Origin of the sequence: Streptomyces sp. NPDC089915 (assembly GCF_040684675.1) — a bacterium.
Lineage (GTDB): Bacteria > Actinomycetota > Actinomycetes > Streptomycetales > Streptomycetaceae > Streptomyces.
The window spans coordinates 1-18,321 of record NZ_JBFBGN010000130.1 but is presented as its reverse complement, the minus strand read 5'-3'; the positions used below and the strand labels follow the sequence as shown (position 1 = coordinate 18,321).

Here is an 18,321-nt window from a genome sequence, read left to right as displayed (position 1 = left end):
GCGCGGTCTCCGGCCTGATCGCCCTGGCCGTCGGCGCGGGCATCTTCTTCTCGCAGCTGCGCGTCGGCGGCGCCAACGGCCGCTACATCTGGCCCACCCTGCTCGTCGGGGCCGGCGTCGTCCTCGTCTGGCGGCAGGCCGACAACGCCCGCCGCGCCAACTGGGGCCCCGCCGGGGACCGGCGCAAGCGGCTGCTCCAGCTGGCCCGGGCGCTGGCCGGGGTGGTGCTCGTCGGGGTGGGCCTGACCGTCTTCATCGTCGTCCGGGGCTCCGCCGCCCAGCTCGGCAACCTCCTCACCGCCGTCCTCGCCGTCCTCGTCGGCATCGCCCTGCTCGCCGGGCCCTGGCTGATCCGGATGACCCAGGACCTCTCCGAGGAGCGGCTGATGCGCATCCGCGCCCAGGAGCGCGCCGAGGTCGCCGCCCACGTCCACGACTCCGTGCTGCACACCCTCACCCTGATCCAGCGCAACGCCGAGGACGTCGGCGAGGTCCGCCGCCTCGCCCGCGCCCAGGAGCGGGAGCTGCGCAACTGGCTGTACAAGCCCGAGGGCACCGGCAAGGACGAGGCCGAGGAGCCGGCCACCCTCGCCGAGGCCGTCAAGAAGGCCGCCGCCGAGGTCGAGGACCACCACGGCGTCCCGATCGAGGTGGTCGTCGTCGGCGACTGCCCGCTCGACGAGAAGCTGGCCGCGCAGATGCAGGCCGCGCGCGAGGCGATGGTCAACGCCGCCAAGTACGGTGGCGAGGGCGGCCCGGTCCAGGTGTACGCGGAGGTCGAGGGGCGCACGGTGTTCGTGTCCGTACGCGACCGGGGACCGGGCTTCGACATCGACGCGGTACCGGGCGACCGCATGGGCGTACGAGAATCGATCATCGGCCGGATGCAGCGCAACGGCGGGACCGCCCGGCTGCGCTCCGCGCCCGACGGTGGCACGGAAGTGGAACTGGAGATGGAGAGGGTGGCGAACGCGGCATGACGGGGACGACCGGGGACAGCGCTGTGAACGACGGGGCCAGGAGGGTCCGGGTGGTCCTCGTCGACGACCACCGCATGTTCCGCACGGGAGTGCAGGCGGAGATCGGGGAGACGGCCCGCACCGGCGTCGAGGTCGTCGGGGAGGCCGCCGACGTGGACCAGGCCGTCACCGTCATCACCGCCACCCGGCCCGAGGTGGTCCTCCTCGACGTCCACCTGCCGGGCGGCGGCGGGGTCGAGGTGCTGCGCCGCTGCGCCCCGCTGATGGCGGCGGCCGAGAACCCGGTGCGGTTCCTCGCGCTGTCGGTGTCGGACGCCGCCGAGGACGTCATCGGGGTCATCCGGGGCGGCGCCCGCGGCTACGTCACCAAGACCATCACCGGCACCGACCTGGTGGACTCCGTCTTCCGGGTCCAGGACGGGGACGCGGTGTTCTCGCCGCGGCTGGCCGGGTTCGTGCTCGACGCCTTCGCCTCCACGGACGCCCCGCCGGTCGACGAGGACCTGGACCGGCTCACCCAGCGCGAGCGGGAGGTGCTGCGGCTGATCGCGCGCGGGTACGCGTACAAGGAGATCGCCAAGCAGCTGTTCATCTCGGTGAAGACCGTCGAGTCGCACGTCTCGGCCGTACTGCGCAAGCTCCAGCTCTCCAACCGGCACGAGCTGACCCGCTGGGCCACCGCGCGACGCCTGGTCTGACCTGCGGGTGAACCGGAAGTGACACCCCGGGGCCACGGCCCCGGGGTGTGATCCACAACGCAGTGCGGGAGGGCAACCGGAGGGTGTCGCGGCGGCCTCTTGGGTGGCGTGATGAGCCTGACGGGGACCCCTCTCTTCGCGACGGTGATCGGCCTGACGCTGATCGCCGTCGTCCTGCCGCTGACCGTGTGGGGCAAGGTGCGCGGCCCCGCCGCCGCACGGGTGGCCGTCCGCGCGCTGATGGTGGTGTTCGCGCAGGTCACCGCCGTCACCCTGGTGTTCGTCGCGGTCAACCGGGACATGAACTTCTACGCCTCCTGGGGCGACCTGATGGGCACCGGCAGCTACGTGCAGGCCGCCCCCGACCTCGGCCCCGACGGCATGGGCGGCAAGAAGGCCGAGCAGGTCAGGCAGGAGCCCAAGGTCCGCCAGGACTTCGAGCCCGTCGAGGGACTCGGCGGTCGTGTGCGGAAGACCGAGCTCGACGGGAAGATCTCCGGGGTCAAGGGCGACGTCATGGTGTGGCTGCCGCCGCAGTACGACGAGCCGGCCTACAAGGACAAGAAGTTCCCCGTCGTCGAGCTGATCCCCGGCATACCCGGCACGGGCAAGTCCTGGTTCCAGGGGCTCAAGGCGCACGAGGTGCTGGAGCCGCTGATGAAGGAGGGCAAGGTCCAGCCCTTCATCCTGGTCTCCCCGCGCGCCATGCTGCTCGGCAACGCCGACACCGGCTGCGCCAACATCCCCGGCAAGGTCAACGCCGACAGCTGGTTCAGCGTCGACGTCCGCAAGATGGTCACCGACAACTTCCGCGTCTCCGACGAGCCCCGCACCTGGGGCGTCGCCGGCTACTCGGCGGGCGCCTACTGCGCCGCCAAGCTGGCCATCCTGCACCCCGACCGCTACGGCGCGGCCGTCTCCCTGTCGGGCTACAACGACCCCGGCCAGGAGCCCACCTCGCTGGTCGCCAAGGACCCGGAGCTGCGCCGCACCCACAACCTCAAGGAGCTGCTGAAGGCGCAGAGCGCGCCGCCGGCGGTGGCACTGTGGATGTCGGGGGCCGAGCAGGACGGCTACCTGTCCGGCATGGACCTCAAGGGGCTCGCGCGGAACCCGACCACGGTGCACGCGGAGAAGGTCACCGGCGGCCACAACCTGGAGTCCTGGTCCAAGCAGCTGCCGCAGACCTTCGGCTGGCTGAGCCAGACCGTCAAGGCGCCGTAGGCCTCGTAGGACCTGTAGGCGCCGTACGCCCGTAGGACCCGTCACGGCCCTACGCCGGGCGGGAGGCGCCGGCCCAGGGCATCGAGTCGACCGGCGCCAGCCGGACCGTGGAGCCGGGGCGCGGGGCGTGGATGATCTGCCCGCCGCCGACGTACAGGCCGACGTGCGTGACGCCGGAGTAGTAGAACACCAGGTCGCCGGGGGCCAGCTGGTCGCGGGTGATCCGCCGGCCGGCGTTGATCTGGGTGTAGGTGGTGCGGGGCAGGGAGACCCCGGCCGCGCGCCAGGCCGCCTGGGTCAGGCCCGAGCAGTCGAACGAGCCCGGTCCGGTCGCCCCCCAGACGTACGGCCGGCCGATCGCCCCGTACGCGAACGCCACCGCCCGGGCCGCGCGCGAACCGTCGGCGGGGGCCGGTGCGGGGGCGCCCGCCCGCCCGGCCGGCACCGGGCCCGCGGGCCGGCCCGCCGGGTCCGCACCGCCCCCGTGCCGCGCCTCGTACGCCGCCCGCTCCTCGGCGCTGAGCCGGGCCAGCAGCCGCTGGGCGGTGGCCAGCCGGTCCTCGATGACGGACTTCTGCCGGGCGAGCTCGTCCCGCCGGGCGCGCACCTCCGTCAGGCGCCCGTCGGCCTGCGCGCGCAGCCGCCCCACCTCGTCGAGCCCGCGCCGTACGGAGGCCACCTCGGCGGCGGTCCGGTCGCCGGCCCGGGTGAGGAGGGAGGCCCGCTCCAGGTAGTCCTGCGGGTCGGAGGCGAGCGCCAGCTGGAGGGCCGGGCCCAGGCCGCCGCTGCGGTACTGGCCCGCGGCGACCGCGGCGAGCGCGCTGCGGGCCGCGCCGAGCCGGTCCTCCTTGCGCGCCGCCTCCTCCTGGAGGCCGGTCAGCGCCCGTTCGGCCTCGTCGGCCCGCACCTTCGCCCCGTTGTAGCTCTCCGTCGCCGCCTCGGCCTCCTCGTAGAGCCGGTCGACCTCCGCCTTGACCTGGGCGGGGGTCTGCTGCGGCTCGGCGTGCGAGGTGCCTTCGAAGGCGGTGGCGGTGGCAGCGCCCGCGAGGGCGAGGGTGGCGGCGGTCCGGACGGTGCCGCCGGAGAACGGGCGCTGCCTGGGCTTTCGATGACTGGCCACGGGGGCCTCACGTCCTTCCGTCGGTCCCGCAGGTCTCGGGGGAGGACGCTAAACCTGGAGGTCACGGCCGGATGAGGAGTTGATCAGTACTGGCCTCGGCTGATCACCGATGGCCGGACGGGACCGCTCAGTGCCAGAGGAGGGCGATAAAGATATTGGCCACGGTCAGTCCGCCGACCGCGCCGAAGAGCCCCTTCTCGACGTGCTCCTCGTCGCGCTTGACGTAGACGAGGGCCAGGATCACGAAGAGGACCGCCAGCTTCACGCCGATCTTGATGTTGTTGAGGGGCGCGCCGTCGCCCATCTCGTGGAAGCCGACCAGCAGCACGCCGGTGACGAGCATGGTCAGCGCGCCGTGCAGCATCGCGGGCACGAAGCGCGCGGTGCCGGCGCCCATCGCCTTCATCTGGGTCAGGAAGCCGCCCAGCAGGGAGGCTATGCCGATGATGTGCAGGCCGACGAAGACGTTGGTGAGGACAGTCATGGCGCCGAGCCTACGGGGTGCCCCTTCCGCTCCCGACGGCGGATTTCCCCGGGGCGGGACCGCCTGTCGGTCCCGACCCCTAGACTCGGATGGCGATGAGCAGCCTCTTTGACGACAGCTTCCTGGCCGACCTCACCCCCTCCGACGAGGTCCCCCCGCCGCCCGAGGAGCACCACGCCCCCGAGGAGGGCACGGACGACCTCTTCGGCGGCCGCTTCGACCTGCCCGCGAGCGCCGACGCGTACTACCGCGACGGCGCCCCGCGGCCCGTCATCGACCCGGCGACCCTCCTGGACGGGCTGAACGAGCAGCAGGCCGCGGCCGTGGTGCACGCGGGCTCCCCGCTGCTCATCGTCGCCGGCGCCGGCTCCGGCAAGACCCGGGTGCTGACCCACCGGATCGGGCACCTGCTGTCCGCGCGGCACGTCCACCCCGGCCAGATCCTGGCGATCACCTTCACCAACAAGGCCGCGGCCGAGATGAAGGAGCGCGTCGAGAACCTCGTCGGCCCGCGCGCCAACGCCATGTGGGTCTCCACCTTCCACAGCGCCTGCGTGCGGATCCTGCGCCGCGAGTCCAAGCGGCTCGGCTTCACCTCCTCGTTCTCGATCTACGACGCCGCCGACTCCAAGCGCCTCATGGCGCTCGTCTGCCGCGACCTGGACCTGGACCCGAAGAAGTTCCCGCCCAAGTCCTTCAACGCCAAGATCTCGAACCTCAAGAACGAGCTCATCGACGAGGACGCCTTCGCCGGCCAGGCCGCCGACGGCTTCGAGAAGACCCTCGCCCAGGCGTACGCGATGTACCAGGGCCGGCTGCGCGAGGCCAACGCCCTCGACTTCGACGACATCATCATGACCACGGTCCACCTCCTCCAGGCCTTCCCGGACGTGGCCGAGCACTACCGGCGCCGCTTCCGCCACGTCCTCGTCGACGAGTACCAGGACACCAACCACGCCCAGTACACGCTGGTGCGCGAGCTCGTCGGCCCCGGCTACCCGGACCTGCCGCCCGCCGAACTGTGCGTGGTGGGCGACGCCGACCAGTCGATCTACGCCTTCCGCGGCGCGACCATCCGCAACATCCTCCAGTTCGAGGAGGACTACAAGGACGCGAAGACGATCCTGCTGGAGCAGAACTACCGCTCCACGCAGACGATCCTGTCCGCCGCCAACGCCGTCATCGAGCGCAACGAGAACCGCCGCGCGAAGAACCTGTGGACCCAGGCCGGCAGCGGCGCCGGCATCACCGGCTACGTCGCCGACACCGAGCACGACGAGGCCCAGTTCGTCGCCGACGAGATCGACCGGCTGACGGACGCGGGCGACGCCAAGGCCGGAGACGTCGCGATCTTCTACCGGACCAACGCCCAGTCCCGCGTGTTCGAGGAGATCTTCATCCGCGTCGGACTGCCCTACAAGGTCGTCGGCGGCGTCCGCTTCTACGAGCGCAAGGAGGTCCGGGACGTCCTGGCCTACCTGCGCGTCCTGGCCAACCCCGAGGACAACGTCCCGCTGCGCCGCATCCTCAACGTGCCCAAGCGCGGCATCGGCGAACGCGCCGAGGCGATGATCGACGCCCTCGCGCTCCGCGAGAAGATCACCTTCCCGCAGGCCCTGCGCCGCGTGGACGAGGCCTTCGGCATGGCCGCCCGCTCCACCAACGCCGTCAAGCGGTTCAACACGCTGATGGAGGAGCTGCGCACGATCGTCGACTCCGGCGCCGGCCCGGCCGTGGTGCTGGAGGCGGTACTGGAGCGCACGGGCTACCTCGCCGAGCTCCAGGCCTCGACCGACCCGCAGGACGAGACCCGGATCGAGAACCTCCAGGAGCTCGCGGCCGTCGCCCTCGAATTCGAGCAGGCGAGGGACGAGGACAGCCCGGGCACCCTGGCCGAGTTCCTGGAGCAGGTCGCGCTGGTCGCCGACTCCGACCAGATCCCCGACGAGGACACCGAGGGCACCGGCGTCATCACGCTGATGACCCTGCACACCGCCAAGGGCCTGGAGTTCCCGGTGGTCTTCCTGACCGGCATGGAGGACGGGGTCTTCCCGCACATGCGCGCGCTGGGCCAGACCAAGGAGCTGGAGGAGGAGCGCCGCCTCGCCTACGTCGGCATCACCCGCGCCCGCGAGCGGCTCTACCTGACCCGCTCCAGCATGCGCAGCGCCTGGGGCACCCCCTCGTACAACCCGCCCTCGCGGTTCCTGGAGGAGATCCCGGCCGAGTACCTCCAGTGGAAGCGCACCGGCGCCGCGCAGAAGCCGGCCGGTCCGATGCGCGGTTCCGGCTACGGCTCGTCGTCCTCCGGTGCGGGGAAGTCCTCCTTCGGGACCTCGCCCGAGGCGTTCCTGTCCTCCTCGCGCTCCCGCTCCTCGGGCCCGTCCGGGTTCGCGACGCGCCGCGCCGCCGACAAGCCGGTCATCGCGCTGGCCGTCGGGGACCGGGTGACGCACGATCAGTTCGGACTGGGCACCGTCATGGAGGTCAGGGGAGCCGGCGCGGACGCGCAGGCCACCATCGACTTCGGGGACGACAAGCCGAAGCGCCTGCTCCTGCGCTACGCGCCGGTGCAGAAGCTCTAGCCGCGGGGGTCGGCCCGGTTCCTACGTCGGGTCCAGGTCGTGGCTGCGCAGCCACGCCAGGGGGTCGACCGCGGAGCCGCCGCCGGGCCGTACCTCGAAGTGCAGGTGCGGTCCGGTGGAGTTGCCGGAGTTGCCCGAGTAGGCGATGACGTCGCCGGCCTTGACCGGACCGGACCGGATCTTGGTGCTGCTGAGGTGGCAGTACCAGGTCTCGGTGCCGTCGGGGGAGGTCAGGATGGCCATGTTCCCGTAGGCGCTGTTCCACTGGGTCCGCATGGTGCCGTCGGTGGCGGCCATGACCGGGGTGCCGTAGGAGACGGGGAAGTCGATGCCGGTGTGCACGGACATCCACATGCCGCCGGCCTGCCCGAACATGGCGCTCAGGCCGTGCTGGGTGACGGGGATCGCGAACTTCGGACGGGCCGCCTCCTTGGCCGCCGCCTCCTCGGCCCGCTTCTTCTTGTCCGCTTCCTGACGCTGCTTGAGGTCGATCCGCTCCTGGGTGCGGCTCGCGCGGTCGGCGAAGTCGCCGGCGTCGGCGCTGAGCGCGGCCAGCTGCGTGTCGAGCTTGTTGTTCGCCGCGACCGGCTTGACCGACGCCGGGTCGGGGGCGGCCATCGTCGTCGTGTCCTCGGACGGCTTGTCGCCGCCGGTGAGACCGCCGACGGAGGCGGCCGCGACTCCCGCGACGCCCATCACGCAGACGGAGGGCACCGCCACGGTCAGCAGGGCGGAGCGCTTGGCCGGCGTACGGCGCCGGGCGCTGCCCGCCTTGTCCTTGCCGCCGTCCTTGCCGCCGCCCTTGGCCCCGCCCCGGCCGCCGGCCCGGCGCGCGGAACGCGGCTCGGCGGTGGCGGAGGCGAGGGGCACGGCCTGCGTGGGCAGGTCGTGCGCGCCGTCGATGAACTGCGGCCCCTCGCCCTCGTCGGCCTCGTCGAAGGCGGTGAGGCCGGGGCCGAGGGGCTCGAAGACGGAGGTCTCGTCGTCGGCGTAGGCGTCGAAGGAGGAGTCGGTGCCGGTGCCGGAGTCGGTGTACTCGGAGTGCACCGTGCCGTCGGCGCCGTTCCAGGCGGTGGCGTCGTAGGCGCCGGTGTCCTGCCCGGTGCCGTCGCCGTAGCCGGAGAAGTCCCACTGCCCGGTCTGCTCGGAGGCGGAGGCGTCGTACCCGAACGCGGCCGACGCGTAGCCGGCGCCCTCGGAGTGCGCGGAGTTCCAGGCGCTCGCGTCCCAGGAGCCGGTCGTGTCCTCGGGGACGCTCTGGGCCGGGACGCTGGAGAGGTAGGCCTGCTGCGAGGTCCAGGCGGTGGTGTCGTAGGCGCCGGTGTCGGCGGACGACGGGTACGCGCCGTAGGAGTCGTAGGTCCCGTAACTGCCCGAGGAGGCGTAGTCCGTGACGTACTGATAGCCCTGGCCCTGCGTTTCATAGGAAACGTAGGCCTGGTCACCAGCGAAAGTGGTGGTGGAAAGGCCGTCGTGCCCCATTTCGGGGTACTGGCCCGACGTTGGGCGGTCGTTCACCAACTTCTCTTTCGCCTCGGCAGTGGGGGCCTGGGTGGCCGGGGAACTCAAGGTTCACCGGAGGAGAGCAGTGGCGTGACTGTACCCGGCGGTTACTCGCCTCGACAATCTTCGGCGGGTTTCGTCCTCGCGGGAACCGGGCATTCGGCCGCCTTTCGGTCGCCGAAACACCGAGCCTTGGCCTTGAGTTCGAAATTCGTTCGACCGAGGGTCATCCGGTGTTGTAGGCGAACGCGAGGAGCAGCGCGAACGGCACGGGCACCAGCGCGGCCGACCGCAGCCAGGTCCCCCGGCGTGCCCTCGGGGGCAGGACGGCGTCGACGACGAACACCGCGCCGACCAGCAGCACACCCGTCACGACCAGCAGGAACAGCATCGCCGCGGAGTGGTCGAGGGTGTGGAAGTCGCAGTTGGCCAGGTCCGGCTTCGCGAGGTCGGCCGTGCTGTGGCAGTCCATGGGCAGGTACTCGGTCAGCACCCACCACCCCAGGTAGAGCGGTACGACGGCGGGCACGCCGAGGCCCAGGTTCGCCAGCACCGGCGCGAGCACCCCGCGCCGCGCCGAAGCGCCCTCCCCGCCCATCCGTCCCCCCGTGTCGGAAACCTCCGGGGGCTCAGACGACCATGCCCTCCTCTCCGGTTCCGGTGGACCGGAGTTTTCTCACGGGCCCCGTGGAGCCCTCCCCGTCCCCGTCCGCGCCCGCGCCCGGGCCCGCCTCGGCGCCGGCGTCGCGCACCGGACCGTCGAGGGCGCGGCGCACGGCGGTGATGACGGCGGGATGCACCGGGAGGGCGAGGTGCCCGATCCCGGTGACCTCGACGTTCGTCGCGTCCAGGTCAGGGTGCTCGATCCGGGCCGTTCCGGTGGGGGCCATCAGGGCGTCGTACGCGCTCCAGAAGGCCACGCACCGGGTCCGGCAGCCGGGCGCGGGCGCGCGCAGCTCCGCCATCACGGGGGAGTCGGGGCGCATCTGGCGGACCAGCGGATGGGCGTCCATGAAGGGGGCGACCCGGGTCCCGCCGTGCGGGGTGCCGAGGGTGACCAGCGTCCGCACCCGGGCGTCACCGCCGAGCCGCTGGACGTAGTACCGCCCGACCAGCCCGCCCAGGCTGTGCCCCACGAGGTCCACCCGCTCCTGGCCGCTGCGCTCGCACAGCTCCTCGACGCGCCGGGCGAGGTGGCGGGCGGTGACGCGCAGGTCGAGGGTGAAGGGGGAGTAGTTGTACGTCTCCACGCGCCGCCGGCCCCCCGCGCCGAGGGCGCGGCGCAGCAGCACGAACACGGACCGGTTGTCGGTGAACCCGTGCAGCAGCAGCACGGGCGGCAACTGGCCCCCGGCGCCGGCCCCGGCCCTGGCCCCGGAGGCGCCCTCCCCCCGGCGCTCCTCCCGGACTCCACTCGGGTAGAGGAGCATGTGCCCGGCGAGCACCACCGCCTCGAGGACCGCGGCCCGCAGGGCGGCCCCCGAGCGCGGAACGGGCAGCGGTGCGATCGTCAGCCCCATCGACGGCCTCCCCTGGACCTCTTGGGTACGGGGCCGTGCCGGCCGCGACGTGGCCCCGCCACCGTGCCGTGCGGCTGTCGGCGCGGTGGCGGGGCGACGGGGCGAGGTGAATCAACGGCGTCCCACGTGTGATTTCCCCCTCCCGCTTGACCGTGAAACGGTGCGGTGCGCAATGCTGTACTTAACGTTCGTTCACTCGGGAGGCAGTGCGATGGGTGTGACCGGTCCGATCCGTGTGGTGGTGGCCAAGCCGGGTCTCGACGGCCACGACCGCGGGGCCAAGGTGATCGCGCGGGCGCTGCGGGACGCGGGCATGGAGGTCATCTACACGGGCCTGCACCAGACCCCCGAGCAGATCGTGGACACCGCGATCCAGGAGGACGCCGACGCGATCGGCCTCTCGATCCTCTCGGGCGCGCACAACACCCTGTTCGTCCGGGTGCTGGAGCTCCTGAAGGAGCGGGACGCGGAGGACATCAAGGTCTTCGGCGGCGGCATCATCCCGGAGGACGACATCGCCCCCCTGAAGGAGAAGGGCGTGGCCGAGCTCTTCACCCCGGGCGCGACGACGACGGAGATCGTCGACTGGGTCAACACCCACGTCCGCGAACCCCGCCCCGCGCAGCAGCGCGACGTGGCCGGACACGGTGAGGTCGTTGCCCTCGCAGGGGGCCCGCCCGCCCTCGCCGTCGCGCGAGAGCAGGGGGGCCAGCTCCGGATCACCCGCCGCGCCCGACCACCAGGACTCCCAGTCCTCCTCGTGCCCGCACACCGCGTGGCGCTCGGCGTGGCGGCGCCCGACGTCCCGCGCGAGCTCGGACACCCGCGCCGAGTCCGGGCTGATGTGGTCCCCGTTGACCAGGATCCCGCCCGGCCGCAGCAGCCCGGCCAGCTCCCCGTACACCTGCCGCAGCGTCGGCTCGCCGAGGTAGTGCAGCGCGGTCGCCGACACCACGGCGTCCGCCGGCCGGTCCAGCCCCAGCCGGTCGAGCCAGCCCGGCTCGCCGATCAGCGCGTTGACGTAGCGCAGCGCCCGGCCGTAGTGCGCGCTGCCGAGCTCCAGCAGCAGCGGGTCCGAGTCGACCGCGACCACCTCGGCGCCCGGCAGCCGGGCGGCGAGCCGGGCCGCCAGGCATCCGGGTCCGCTGCCCAGGTCGAGCACCAGCGGGGCGGGTAGCCCGCCCGCCACCTGCTCGACCAGGTCGGCGATGACCGTGAACCGCTCCTCCCGGTCCACCGCGTACAGCCGCTGCTGGCGCTCCCAGCGCTCCACCCAGCGCGCAGCCGTCCCCGTACTCACACCGTTCACGTCCGCACCCACGCCCATGCCCGCGCCCATGCCGCTCGCACTGCCTCCGCCACCGAAGCCACGTCCCGCTCATGGAAATCATTGCAGACTGGCGAGGGCCGCGAGGAGTTCCCGTACCTCCTCCGGGGTGTTGTGGACGTGCAGGCTGACGCGCACCGAACCCTCCCGGCCGTCCTGTCCGGCCTGGCAGTGCCCGTCCGTCCGCACCATGAACCCGTGGCTGAAGAGGATGAACCCGAGGTCCCGGGAGTCGATGTCACGGTGCCGGAAGGTGACCAGGCTGCGGCGCCGCTGGACCCGGGACCCCGCCGCCAGGCTGGTCCGGCAGCCCAGCACCTCGTAGGCGTCCATCCGGTCCAGCCCGTCGGTCAGCAGCGCCGTCAGCGCCACCGTCCAGCGCTCGATCCGGCCGGTCCCGGCCGCGTCCAGCCAGTCCAGGGCCGCCGTCAGGCTCGCGATCCCGGCCGTGTTGGGGGTGCCGCTCCAGCCGCCGGGCCGCAGCCGCGGCCCCCGCACCCCGCGGGCCCAGACCGCGCCGGTCCCGGGCAGGGCCAGCGTCTTGTGCCCCGAGAACACCACGAAGTCCACGTCGAGGCCGGCCACCGAGACCGGCAGGTGGCCGACGCTCTGCGCCGCGTCCAGGCAGATCGGCACCTGCGGGCCGACCACCTGCCGGATCCGGTGCACGTTCATGTCGACCCCGTACACGTGGTGGACGTGCGTGGCGGCCACGAAACGGGTCCGCGGCCCCGTGACCGCCGCCAGCGCCCGCGGATCGTAGTCCCCGGAGGCCGCCTGGTACGGCAGCTCCCGGACCCGCACCCGCACCCCCCGGCGGGCCAGCAGGTCCCTGGCCTCCAGCCACGGGGACAGGTTCGCCTGGTGGTCGGCGAACGGGACGACGATCTCGTCCCCGTCGACCAGCAGGGCCGGCAGCCAGTCCCGCGCGACGGTCCGCAGCCCCTCCGTGGTCCCGCTGGTGAAGTGGACCGAGGACCGCTCCGGATCCGGATCGCCCAGGAACCGCTTCACCCGATCCCGGGCGTCCTCCACCAGCGCCGTCGTGGTGTTGGCCCAGGGGTAGGAGCCGCGGGCCGCGTTGGCGTTGGAGGTGGTCAGGTACGTCTGCACGGCGTCCAGGACCGGCTGCGGTTTCTGGGAGGTCGCGGCGCTGTCCAGATAGGTGAGGCCCGGGTGGCCCTCGACGATCGGGAACTGGGCGCGCAGCGGACGCTGCCAGTCGGCGAGCGCCGCCAGCTCGGCGTCGGGAGCGGCCACGTCAGTCACGCACCAGGGGAGCGCCGGCGTCCCGCCAGGCGATGATCCCGCCGGCCAGGCTGCGCACGTCGGGGTGGCCCATGCGGGTCAGCAGGGCCGCGTACCGGGCCGACTTCTCGCCGACCGGGCAGGCCAGCAGGACCGGCCGGCTCCGGCCGAACGGCAGCCCGCCCCGCACCAGCTCGTCGAATAGCTCGTCCACGATGTTCACCGACCCCTCGATGTGCAGCGCGGCGTACGCGAACGGGCCGCGCAGGTCCACGACCAGCGGCTGCCGCTCCCCGATCCACGCCCGGGCCTCGTCGACGCCGATGACGGCGGCCGCGGCCAGCTCGGCCTCGGTCAGGGTGGCGACCGAGTTCCGCACGGGCGCCAGCCCCAGCAGGTCCGGACGGCGCCGGCGGATGTAGCCGACGTAGCTCTCCACCCGGTCGCAGACGATGAACACGGCCGTCCTGCGCTCCGTCAGCCCGGCGTCGAGCCCGCGCAGGTGGCGGACCGCGCCGAAGTAGGCGGCCCCGCCGGTCGGGCCGGCCAGCAGCCCGCAGCGGCGCAGCAGCGTCAGCATCCCCTCGACGGCCTCGTCGGAGGTCACCGGCTCCAGGGTGTCGTACGTGGCCGGGTCGAAGATCCCGACCTCCTGCACCTCGTCGATGGTGCGGATGCCCGGGATGAAGTCCGACTTCTCCCCGACCAGGCCGACGACGCGCACCGCCGGGTCGTGGGCGCGCAGCGCCCGCGCCACCCCCGTCGAGGAGCCGGCCGTGCCCACGCAGGCGACGAACCAGTCGGGGGCCCGGCCGTCCAGGTCCGCGATGATCTCCGGGCCGGTCCCGGCCGCGTGCGCCTCGGTGTTGAGGGGGTTGAAGTACTGGTCGGTGTGCAGGTGGGCACTGCCGGGCAGGTTCAGCTGCCGGTGGAAGAGGGTCAGCGGATCGTCCTCGTCGGTCGGGTCGAGGCACTCGCTGCGGCCGGGGAGTTCCTCGATCTCGGCGCCGAGCAGCAGGAGCAGCTCCTTGACCTCGGGTATCCGCATCCGGTTGGTGACGCTCTTGAACGGCAGCCCGTGCATGCCCGCGATCAGGGCCAGGGCCTTGGCGGTGTTCCCGCTGGACAGCTCCACGACCGTCTCGCCCCGCTCCGCGGCACCTGCCAGCCGGCCGCGGGTCATGTTCCAGGCGGCCCGGTCCTTGAGCGAGCCGAAGGGGTTGAGCATCTCCAGCTTGGCGTAGAGGTCGATGTGGCGCAGGCCGTGGACGGCCGGGTCGATGCGGACCAGCGGTGTCCCGCCGATGGCCTCGGTGATGCTGTCGTACCTCATCCCTGAGCTTCCCCCGTACGTGTGAGCGGCCAGTACTGCTCGTCCAGGCACCACTGCCAGGCGCCTTCCCCCTCCCGGTGGACGGCGACCTTCCGGGCGATCGCCTGTCCCTGCGCGCGCGTCGCGCCGAAGTCCATGCAGTACCCGGCGGTGTTGGCGAAGGCGAGCAGGTCGCCGGGGCGCGGCGGCCGGGGCAGGAACACCGTCCGGCGGGTGATCAGGTCCGATTCCAGGCAGAGGTTGCCCATCAGGTGCACCGCCACCGGGGCCGCCGCCGGCGCCGGGTCGCGGGGGAGGAGCACCGGGTCCACGAGCACGCCGTGGTCCTCCAGGCTGACGTCCCCGGCGTTGAGCGCGAGGCGCACCAGCGGCTCCCCGGTGTCGGACGGGCGGACCTCCAGCACCCTGCCCAGGGTGAGCCCGCACTGGTCGGCCAGGGCGCGGCCGGGTTCGGCGTAGAGCTCGTAGAGCCCCTCCAGGAGCAGGGTGCCGAGCGGGCGGCCCAGTCCCGGTGCCGGATGCGAGAGGAGTTCGTCGAGGTAGCCGGGGCCGGCGGTGGGCCGGTGGGCCGGGTAGAGGCCGAGCGCGCCGCGCAGGGTGCCGTTCTCCGCGCGCAGGCCGTAGCCGTGGCCGCCCCAGGTGAGGGGCGGGCGGGCGCCCATGACGGCGCGGGTCAGTTCCGTGGTGTAGCGCTCCCACTGGGCGGCGTGGGCCAGGTATCCGACGCCGAAGCCGCCGCCCACGTCCACGGCCCCGGGGGTGAAGCCCCGGACCCGTAACTCCTCCATCGCGTGCAGGCAGCCCTCCAGGGCCGTCGCCTTCTCCTCCACGCTCGTGGTGTCCAGGTGGTAGCCGACGCCGACGGGGTCCAGCTCGGCGCGGTGCCGGTCGAGGACGTCGAGCAGGTGGTGCAGGGACTTCACCGAGGTGCCGAAGCGGCTGCGGCGCGAGAGCCTCCGGGCCCCGGGCGCCTCGAAGCCGGAGAGCCGCAACAGGACGCGCAGGCGCGGCAGTCCGCGGCCCCGCACGAGGGCGGCCGCCCGCTCCAGCTCGCCGGGGCCGTCGGCGTTGACCAGCGCCCCGGCGCGCGCGGCGAGCCAGAGGAACTCGGGGTCCTTGGGGCCGGTCGCCATGAGGTCGGCCCCGGCGAACCCGGAACCGAGGGCGTGCTGCAACTCCGTGAGCGAGGCGGCGTCGAGGGCCGCGCCGGTGGTGGTCAGCCGGCGGACCAGGGCGCTGGAGCGGTTCGCCTTGTGCGCGAAGAAGATCCGTCCGGCGAGCCGGTGGCGGGCGAACACGTGTTGGAAGCCGCGGACGTTGTCGGCGATCTGGTCGGGCAGGATCACGTTGAGCGGGGAGCCGAGGGCGTCGACGAGGGTGTGCAGGAACGCCGGCGACTCCAGGAGGGCCGCCGTGCGCGGTGCGAGTCTCGGCTCCAGGTACAAGGGAGGGGACGAAGTGCCGCCGTGCGAAGTGCCGCCCTGCGAGGGGTCGTTGCTCATCCCAGCTGTTCCTCTCCGCCGAGGAATGCGTACCGGTGTAGGCAAACGGTCATAAGACCGTAACCCCCGCGGGGCATTTTTGTCAGAGGACGAGGCTCATCAGGATCTCGTCCCGGTCGTCGCCGGGCGCGACCCGCAGGGCGCCCGGCCAGCGGCCGACCTCCGTCCAGCCCAGCCTCCCGTAGAACTCCTCCAGGCCCAGGCCGCCCCGGACGGCGATGGCGAGGCGCTCCAGGCCCATCTCCTCGCGGGCGACGGCCGTGGCCCGTCCCATCAGGGCGGTGGCGATTCCGCGGCCGCGCAGCCGGGGCAGGGTCTGGACGTGGTTGACGGCGCCCCGGTGCGCCACGAGCGGGTGGCGGTCGCGGCGGACGACCAGCCAGCCGGCGAGCGCGCCGCCGACGGTGGCGACGATCATCCGGCCGAGGTCCGGATCGAGGCCGCGGACCAGCCCGTCGACCACGGGGGCGACGTCGGTCCGGGGCACGGGAGGCAGCGGGAACTCGGCGGCGATGACCGCGCCGCCGGAGTTGACCACCGTCTCCCAGCAGTCGGTCAGCTCCTCCCGGAGCCGGGGGGTGACCTCTTCCGGACGGGTCAACTGCCGCAGTTCCGGCGGCGGGTAGGCGTTCATGCCGGCCAGCCTCCCAGACGCGCGGCCTCCCGGGCGTCAGGTCAGGGCAGTACGGCGGCGCGTACGCAGAGCACGTCCGGGAGGTGCTCGGCCAGCAGCCGCCAGCTGTCGCCGTCGTCGTGGCTGGCGTACAGCTCGCCGTTGCGGTTGCCGAAGTAGACGCCCGCCGGGTCGGCGTCGTCCGTGCACAGCGCGTCCCGCAGCACCGTGCCGTAGTGGTCCCCGCCGGGCAGCCCCTTCGCCAGGGGTTCCCAGGTGGCGCCGGCGTCGCGGGTGCGGAAGACGCGGCAGCGGTGTCCGGCGGGGACCCGGTCGGAGTCGGCGTTGAGCGGGAAGACGTAGGCGGTGTCCGGGCGGTGCGGGTGGGCGGCGACGGCGAAGCCGAAGTCGGAGGGCAGGCCGGAGCCGATGTCGGTCCACTCGGCGCCCGCGTCGTCGCTGCGGTAGACCCCCCAGTGGTTCTGGAGGTAGAGCCGGTCCGGGTCCCCGGCGTCCTGGGCGATCTTGTGGACGCACTGGCCGAACTCGGGGTCCGGATCGGGCAGGAAGACGGCCGAGACCCCGTGGTTGGACGGGCTCCAGCTCGCGCCGCCGTCCCGGGTGCGGAACACCCCGGCCGTGGAGACCGCGACCGTCACCGCGGCCGGGTCGGCGGGGTCGGTGATCACCGTGTGCAGCCCCTCGCCGCCGCCTCCCGGCACCCACGCGGAGCGGGTGGGGTGTTCCCACAGCGGCCGGACCAGCTCGAAGGACTCGCCCCGGTCGGCCGAGCGGAACAGCGCGGCCGGCTCCGTCCCCGCGTAGACGACGTCGGGGGCCTCGGGGCCGGCCGGGTGCAGCTGCCAGACCCGCTCCAGGGAGGCGCCGGTGTCCTTGGGGAACTTCACGGCGGGTGCGGCGGGCTCCTGCCAGCTCGCGCCCAGGTCGTCGGAGCTGAAGACGGACGGGCCCCAGTGGGAGCTGTCGCCGCCGACCAGCAGCCGGGGGACCGGGCCCCGCGCGTCGATGGCGACGGCGGAGACGGCCTGGGCGTTGAAGTGCGGCCCGTCGAACTCCCACGGGCCGGAGTCCCGGCGGCGGCCGATGAACAGCCCCTTGCGGGTCCCCGCGAGCAGTAGCGCGTCGGTCATGGCCGACACCTCCGGACGTCCTTGTCCCGATACGGCAGGTTTCCCGCCAGTCTGCACCTACCCACTGACAGCGCCCGCCGAGGCGGGGCCGGAGGCCGTCGCGGGGCACCCCGGGAGTGCTTGTACGTGAACTCTCGTACTACGAGGGAATTCGTAGTACGGTATCTCTCGTACTTAGCGCCGCGCCGACCCCCGGTGCGCGTCCGGTGACGTCTGGAGAACCCCATGAGTGCCGCACCCGCCGCCTTCGCCGCCCTTTTCCAGCCCTACACCCTCCGGTCGGTGACCGTCCCGAACCGGATCTGGATGGCGCCGATGTGCCAGTACAGCGCCGAGGCCTTCGGCCCGAACGCGGGCGTGGCGGGGGAGTGGCACTTCGCGCACTACGCGGCCCGCGCCGTGGGCGGCACCGGCCTGATCATCCAGGAGGCCACCGCCGTCTCCCCGGAGGGCCGGATCAGCCCGTACGACCTCGGGATCTGGAACGACACCCAGGTCGAGGCCCTGCGCCGGATCACCGCCTACGTCAAGTCCCGGGGCGCCGTGCCCGGCATCCAGATCGGCCACGCCGGCCGCAAGGCCTCCACCGACCAGCCCTGGAACGGCGGCGGCCCGGTCGGCGAGGAGGCGCACGGCTGGGTGCCCAGCGCCCCCAGCGCGGTGGCGTTCGACGAGGGGCACCCGGTGCCGCACGAGCTCACCGTCGAGGAGATCCACGAGATCACGGGCCAGTTCGAGGCCGCCGCCCGGCGGGCCCTCGCCGCGGGCTACGAGGTCGTCGAGATCCACGGCGCCCACGGCTACCTCATCGGCGAGTTCCTCTCCCCGCACAGCAACCGGCGCACCGACTCCTACGGCGGCTCCTTCGAGAACCGCGTCCGCTTCGCCGTCGAGGTCGTGGACGCCGTCCGGGCCGTGTGGCCCGAGGAGCTCCCGCTGTTCTTCCGGATCTCCGCCACGGACTGGCTGGAGCGGGACGGCTGGACCGCCGACGAGACGGTCCGGCTGGCCGCCCTGCTCCAGGAGCACGGGG

General features: G+C 73.1%; 15 protein-coding genes and 2 pseudogenes. 6 read left to right on the top strand and 11 right to left on the bottom strand.

The features are described 5' to 3' along the window. The 3 genes from AB0O29_RS28405 to AB0O29_RS28395 all read left to right on the top strand — a co-directional run. Positions 1-980, top strand: a 980-nt coding sequence (locus AB0O29_RS28405; protein WP_365156837.1) for an ATP-binding protein, incomplete at its 5' end; no start/stop codon positions are given. Further along, on the top strand, positions 977-1,678 hold the full coding sequence (locus AB0O29_RS28400) for a response regulator transcription factor (RefSeq protein ID WP_365156834.1): 702 nt from the start codon (positions 977-979) through the stop codon (positions 1,676-1,678). The genes AB0O29_RS28405 and AB0O29_RS28400, both read left to right, overlap by 4 nt. A 111-nt stretch (positions 1,679-1,789) precedes the next feature. Then, the gene (locus tag AB0O29_RS28395; RefSeq protein ID WP_365156831.1) at positions 1,790-2,902 is read left to right on the top strand and encodes an alpha/beta hydrolase-fold protein; all 1,113 of its coding nucleotides are present in this window, start codon (positions 1,790-1,792) and stop codon (positions 2,900-2,902) included. 49 nt (positions 2,903-2,951) lie between these two features. Here the strand turns inward: AB0O29_RS28395 and AB0O29_RS28390 are convergent, their stop codons facing one another. Then, positions 2,952-4,022 carry a C40 family peptidase gene (locus AB0O29_RS28390; RefSeq protein WP_365156828.1) on the bottom strand — a complete coding sequence of 357 codons (1,071 nt, stop codon included), beginning with the start codon at positions 4,020-4,022 and terminating at the stop codon, positions 2,952-2,954. A gap of 127 nt (positions 4,023-4,149) precedes the next feature. Next, the gene (locus AB0O29_RS28385) at positions 4,150-4,506 is read right to left on the bottom strand and encodes a hypothetical protein (RefSeq protein WP_344163679.1); all 357 of its coding nucleotides are present in this window, start codon (positions 4,504-4,506) and stop codon (positions 4,150-4,152) included. 95 nt (positions 4,507-4,601) lie between these two features. Between AB0O29_RS28385 and pcrA the strand changes: the two genes are divergently transcribed. After that, positions 4,602-7,091, top strand: coding sequence for a DNA helicase PcrA (pcrA, locus tag AB0O29_RS28380; protein WP_365156825.1), 2,490 nt, complete (start codon positions 4,602-4,604; stop codon positions 7,089-7,091). A 21-nt stretch (positions 7,092-7,112) separates the two neighbouring features. On the opposite strand, the gene AB0O29_RS28375 is transcribed toward pcrA, so the two are convergent. The 3 genes from AB0O29_RS28375 to AB0O29_RS28365 form a co-directional block, all read right to left on the bottom strand. Continuing rightward, complete coding sequence (locus tag AB0O29_RS28375) at positions 7,113-8,573, bottom strand: M23 family metallopeptidase (protein ID WP_365156840.1); 1,461 nt, start codon at positions 8,571-8,573, stop codon at positions 7,113-7,115. Positions 8,574-8,820: 247 nt separating this feature from the next. Beyond that, positions 8,821-9,192, bottom strand: coding sequence for a hypothetical protein (locus AB0O29_RS28370; RefSeq protein ID WP_365156822.1), 372 nt, complete (start codon positions 9,190-9,192; stop codon positions 8,821-8,823). A 31-nt stretch (positions 9,193-9,223) separates the two neighbouring features. Further along, entirely contained in the window at positions 9,224-10,114 is an 891-nt protein-coding gene (locus AB0O29_RS28365; RefSeq protein WP_365156819.1) for an alpha/beta fold hydrolase, read from the bottom strand. Between the two features lie 211 nt (positions 10,115-10,325). Here AB0O29_RS28365 and AB0O29_RS28360 point away from each other — a divergent pair. Then, positions 10,326-10,736, top strand: a pseudogene (locus tag AB0O29_RS28360) (cobalamin B12-binding domain-containing protein); the annotation flags it as partial. On the opposite strand, the pseudogene AB0O29_RS28355 reads toward AB0O29_RS28360, so the two are convergent. The 6 genes and pseudogenes from AB0O29_RS28355 to AB0O29_RS28330 form a co-directional block, all read right to left on the bottom strand. Next, positions 10,710-11,441: pseudogene (locus tag AB0O29_RS28355) on the bottom strand (class I SAM-dependent methyltransferase); the annotation flags it as partial. The pseudogenes AB0O29_RS28360 and AB0O29_RS28355 overlap by 27 nt on opposite strands. Before the next feature lie 60 nt (positions 11,442-11,501). Continuing rightward, complete coding sequence (locus tag AB0O29_RS28350; RefSeq protein ID WP_365156816.1) at positions 11,502-12,701, bottom strand: aminotransferase class V-fold PLP-dependent enzyme; 1,200 nt, start codon at positions 12,699-12,701, stop codon at positions 11,502-11,504. A 1-nt stretch (position 12,702) separates the two neighbouring features. Continuing rightward, positions 12,703-14,022 carry a pyridoxal-phosphate dependent enzyme gene (locus tag AB0O29_RS28345; RefSeq protein WP_365156814.1) on the bottom strand — a complete coding sequence of 440 codons (1,320 nt, stop codon included), beginning with the start codon at positions 14,020-14,022 and terminating at the stop codon, positions 12,703-12,705. Continuing rightward, a complete protein-coding gene (locus tag AB0O29_RS28340) occupies positions 14,019-15,524 on the bottom strand; it encodes a Y4yA family PLP-dependent enzyme (RefSeq protein ID WP_365156812.1) in 1,506 nt (501 codons plus the stop codon). The genes AB0O29_RS28345 and AB0O29_RS28340 overlap by 4 nt, the downstream gene beginning before the upstream one ends. An 82-nt stretch (positions 15,525-15,606) precedes the next feature. After that, positions 15,607-16,158: a GNAT family N-acetyltransferase gene (locus tag AB0O29_RS28335; protein WP_365156809.1), complete on the bottom strand. Its 552-nt coding sequence runs from the start codon at positions 16,156-16,158 to the stop codon at positions 15,607-15,609. Positions 16,159-16,199: 41 nt separating this feature from the next. Then, positions 16,200-17,288, bottom strand: coding sequence for an exo-alpha-sialidase (locus AB0O29_RS28330; RefSeq protein WP_365156806.1), 1,089 nt, complete (start codon positions 17,286-17,288; stop codon positions 16,200-16,202). Positions 17,289-17,513: 225 nt separating this feature from the next. On the opposite strand from AB0O29_RS28330, the gene AB0O29_RS28325 reads away from it, so the two are divergent. Further along, on the top strand, positions 17,514-18,321 hold an 808-nt coding region (locus AB0O29_RS28325; RefSeq protein WP_365156803.1), incomplete at its 3' end, for an NADH:flavin oxidoreductase/NADH oxidase.

Bases quoted from the DNA above. Each gene is read 5' to 3' on its own strand.
- AB0O29_RS28330 (WP_365156806.1), bottom strand. From the start codon at position 17,288: ATGACCGACGCGCTACTGCTCGCGGGGACCCGCAAGGGGCTGTTCATC.
- AB0O29_RS28385 (WP_344163679.1), bottom strand. From the start codon at position 4,506: ATGACTGTCCTCACCAACGTCTTCGTCGGCCTGCACATCATCGGCATA.
- AB0O29_RS28345 (WP_365156814.1), bottom strand. From the start codon at position 14,022: ATGAGGTACGACAGCATCACCGAGGCCATCGGCGGGACACCGCTGGTC.
- AB0O29_RS28400 (WP_365156834.1), top strand. From the start codon at position 977: ATGACGGGGACGACCGGGGACAGCGCTGTGAACGACGGGGCCAGGAGG.
- pcrA (WP_365156825.1), top strand. From the start codon at position 4,602: ATGAGCAGCCTCTTTGACGACAGCTTCCTGGCCGACCTCACCCCCTCC.
- AB0O29_RS28340 (WP_365156812.1), bottom strand. From the start codon at position 15,524: ATGAGCAACGACCCCTCGCAGGGCGGCACTTCGCACGGCGGCACTTCG.
- AB0O29_RS28370 (WP_365156822.1), bottom strand. From the start codon at position 9,192: ATGGGCGGGGAGGGCGCTTCGGCGCGGCGCGGGGTGCTCGCGCCGGTG.
- AB0O29_RS28395 (WP_365156831.1), top strand. From the start codon at position 1,790: ATGAGCCTGACGGGGACCCCTCTCTTCGCGACGGTGATCGGCCTGACG.
- AB0O29_RS28375 (WP_365156840.1), bottom strand. From the start codon at position 8,573: ATGGGGCACGACGGCCTTTCCACCACCACTTTCGCTGGTGACCAGGCC.
- AB0O29_RS28335 (WP_365156809.1), bottom strand. From the start codon at position 16,158: ATGAACGCCTACCCGCCGCCGGAACTGCGGCAGTTGACCCGTCCGGAA.
- AB0O29_RS28365 (WP_365156819.1), bottom strand. From the start codon at position 10,114: ATGGGGCTGACGATCGCACCGCTGCCCGTTCCGCGCTCGGGGGCCGCC.